General features: G+C 71.8%; 3 protein-coding genes and 1 pseudogene. 2 read left to right on the top strand and 2 right to left on the bottom strand.

Going from position 1 to position 2,682, the window contains the following annotated elements; translation table 11 throughout:
• A pseudogene (locus ONA70_RS35835) lies at positions 1 to 188 on the top strand (hypothetical protein); the annotation flags it as partial.
• Here ONA70_RS35835 and ONA70_RS35830 read toward each other — a convergent pair.
• On the bottom strand, positions 146 to 895 hold the full coding sequence (locus tag ONA70_RS35830; protein ID WP_265010909.1) for an SDR family NAD(P)-dependent oxidoreductase: 750 nt from the start codon (positions 893 to 895) through the stop codon (positions 146 to 148). The pseudogene ONA70_RS35835 and the gene ONA70_RS35830 overlap by 43 nt on opposite strands.
• A 333-nt stretch (positions 896 to 1,228) precedes the next feature.
• Positions 1,229 to 2,122, bottom strand: a complete 894-nt coding sequence (locus ONA70_RS35825) for a bifunctional helix-turn-helix transcriptional regulator/GNAT family N-acetyltransferase (protein WP_265010908.1) — start codon at positions 2,120 to 2,122, stop codon at positions 1,229 to 1,231.
• Between the two features lie 142 nt (positions 2,123 to 2,264).
• Between ONA70_RS35825 and ONA70_RS35820 the strand changes: the two genes are divergently transcribed.
• Positions 2,265 to 2,682: phage holin family protein (locus ONA70_RS35820; protein ID WP_265010907.1), on the top strand; the 418-nt coding region annotated here is incomplete at its 3' end.

Raw genomic sequence — 2,682 nt, 5'->3', positions numbered from 1 at the left:
GCCGGCGCATTCCCACCCTGCTGTGGCCGGACGGCAGCTTCCTGGTCGAGCCCACCGATGACGAGCTGCGCACCCACCTGGACGGCGAGGGCCGCCCGGGCGCGGGCGCGTGCCGTCCGGTGGCGCCCGCCCCGGCGTCACGAGCTCACACGCCTCCGTCGACCCGCAGCGTCTCCCCGGTGATGTAGGAGGCCTGGTCGCTGAGGAGGAAGATCACGGCGTGGGCCACCTCCTCGGGCCGCCCGTAGCGCCCCAGCGCGATCCTCTTGGCGTGGCGTTCGACGTACGCCTGCCGCTCCGCGGACGCGCTTCGCGCCGCCTCCTCCGTCTCGATCATGCCGGGGGCCACCACGTTGACGCGGATGCCCTGCGGGCTCAGCTCCTTGGCCAGTGAGCGCATCAGCCCCACGAGCCCGGCCTTCGCCGCGGTGTAGTGCGCCCGCGCCGGGATCCCGATCGAGGCCGAACGGGAACCGATCGCCACCACCGAGGACCCGCCGACCATCAGCGGCAGGGCCTTGTTGATGATGAGGTAGGCCGCCGTGAGGCTGGTGTCCACCACGCGGTGCCACTCCTGGGGCGTCAGCTCGCCGAACGCGACCGGGCTGATCACCCCCGCGTTGTGCACCAGGCCGTGCAGCTTCCGGTGGCTGCTCCGGGCCTCGTCGACGAGCCGCTCGACATTCTCCGCGTCGGTCACGTCGGCCCGGATCAGCCGGTGAATGCCCGGCATTCCCTTCAGTTGCTGGGCGAGCGCTTCGACGTGTTCGCCCTCGGTCCGATAGCAGGCGACCACGTTCGCCCCGGCGGCGGCCAGCCCGAGGGTGATGCCCCGACCGATCCCCCGGGTGCCCCCGGTGACGATGACGTTCTTGCCGGCGAGTTGACAGTGCATTCGTCTCCCTTTCGGGGTAGGGCCCGCCGGACATGTCGCGCACTGCGCCGCGAGCCAGCGGCGGCAGCCACGTGACGGGTGAAGCGACAGCGGACAGGACCGGCCACGGCCGCGTTCGATGATCTGCTTGATCCGGCTCGTGCAGCCTCGGTCTGCGGATTCAGGTTTCGCTCCGTGACCGCGCTGTCCGTGGGAGCGGAAGACTCATCCGAACCGCCCATGCGCCGCAGCTCACGTCTGGTCCGGCTCCTCCCCATAATCCCAGATCAGGGGCCTGAAATCCAGATACGTACGGTCTAGATCGTTTTGCTGGCGATCGTCCGAAGCCGCTGGTCAGCGCAGGCGCTTCTCGAACCAGTGGTGCGCATAGCGCTCGGTGTTGTACGGCTCGATCTCCCGGTAGCCGGCGGCGCGGTACATGGCGATCGCCTCGGTCAGGTTGCGGTTGGTGTCCAGCCGGACGGCGGTCCAGCCACCCTCGGCGGCGTGCCCCTCAAGCTGGTCGAGCAGCCGTCGGCCGATCCCGAGCCCGCGTACGCCGTCCGAAACCCAGACCCGCTTGATCTCCGCGGGTGCGCCCGCGTGGAGTTTGATCGCGCCACAGCCGACGGGCTCGCCGTTGAGGGTGGCGAGCAGGAACAGGCCGGCTGGTGGGACGAGGTCCTCGTCGCGGACGGGCCTGCTGAGTGCCGGGTCGAAGCCGTCGTCGAACCGCTGCGCGATCTCACGGGCGTAGGCCCGAACGGCGGCCCGGGCGCGCGGATCGCCCGGTGAGCACGGCTCGATGACCACCATCGAGCTGACCAGCAGCCGTTCCACCTCGGCCATCGCCGCGACGAGGCGCTCGCGGCGCTGGCCGCTGAGCGGTTCGAGAATGGACCGCGCCAGCTCGTCGGAGCGTTCGTCCAGCTCGGCCCACTCCGCCCGGCCGGCCTCGGTGAGCGCGGCGACCCGTACCCGCCCGTCGCCGCCGGCCTGGCCGGCCGGGCCGACCGTGACGAGCCCGTCGCTCTCCAACGTGCGCAGGAGCCGGCTGAGGTACCCGGAGTCCAGCCCGAGCCGGGCCCGCAGCGACGCGACCTCGGTGCCGCCGGGGCCGATCTCCCACAGCAGCCGCGCCTGGGCGAGGGGCCGGTCGCGGGACATGTACTGGTCGTCGAGTGCGCCCACCCGCTGGGTGACCGTCCGGTTGAACCGCCGCACGGTGGCGATGAACTCCGAGCTCATATACCTGACTTTAGTCAGGCTTATACGCGGGTCGCCAGGCCGGGTCCGGCTCGGCACCGCACGGCACGTGCCGGCGAGCCTGTCGGCACTCCGGCTCACCGCTTGTCGATCTTGGCTGACCGGGTGTGGCATTGTGAGTCGAATGGAGCCGGACGCGGACGCCGGGGAGCACCGGACGCTGCCCCAGCCGGTGCGCGTCGGCCTGGGGGTGCTGCGCGACTACCGGCCGACCGTCGCCCGGCTCCGGGCGCTGCTGCGCAGCATGGTCACCTCGTTCGTGGTGCTCAGTACGACGCTGTGGCTGCTGCCGGGGGTCACCGCGAGCGGCCTGGTCGCGACCCTGTGGCTGGTCGGGCTGATCGCCGCGATCGGCGCGGTCCTGCGGCCGCTGCTGTTCGCCCTGGCCACCGCCCTCGGCGGGCTCGGCGCCCTCATCATCGGCGTGTCCGTGCAGGCCGTCGTCATGTACGTCGCGTTGCGGCTGGATCCGGAAGCGGACGTGGCGGGGTTCGCCGACGCGTTCGCCGCCGCCTGGCTCGCCGTGGCGCTCGCGGCGGTGG

Source organism: Micromonospora yasonensis, from assembly GCF_026013475.1.
GTDB lineage: Bacteria > Actinomycetota > Actinomycetes > Mycobacteriales > Micromonosporaceae > Micromonospora > Micromonospora yasonensis.
This window is presented reverse-complemented; position numbering and strand designations above follow the sequence as displayed.

What these genes read in the sequence shown, in the direction of transcription:
- ONA70_RS35825 (WP_265010908.1), bottom strand. Translation starts at nt 2,122, where the DNA reads ATGAGCTCGGAGTTCATCGCCACCGTGCGGCGGTTCAACCGGACGGTC.
- ONA70_RS35830 (WP_265010909.1), bottom strand. Translation starts at nt 895, where the DNA reads ATGCACTGTCAACTCGCCGGCAAGAACGTCATCGTCACCGGGGGCACC.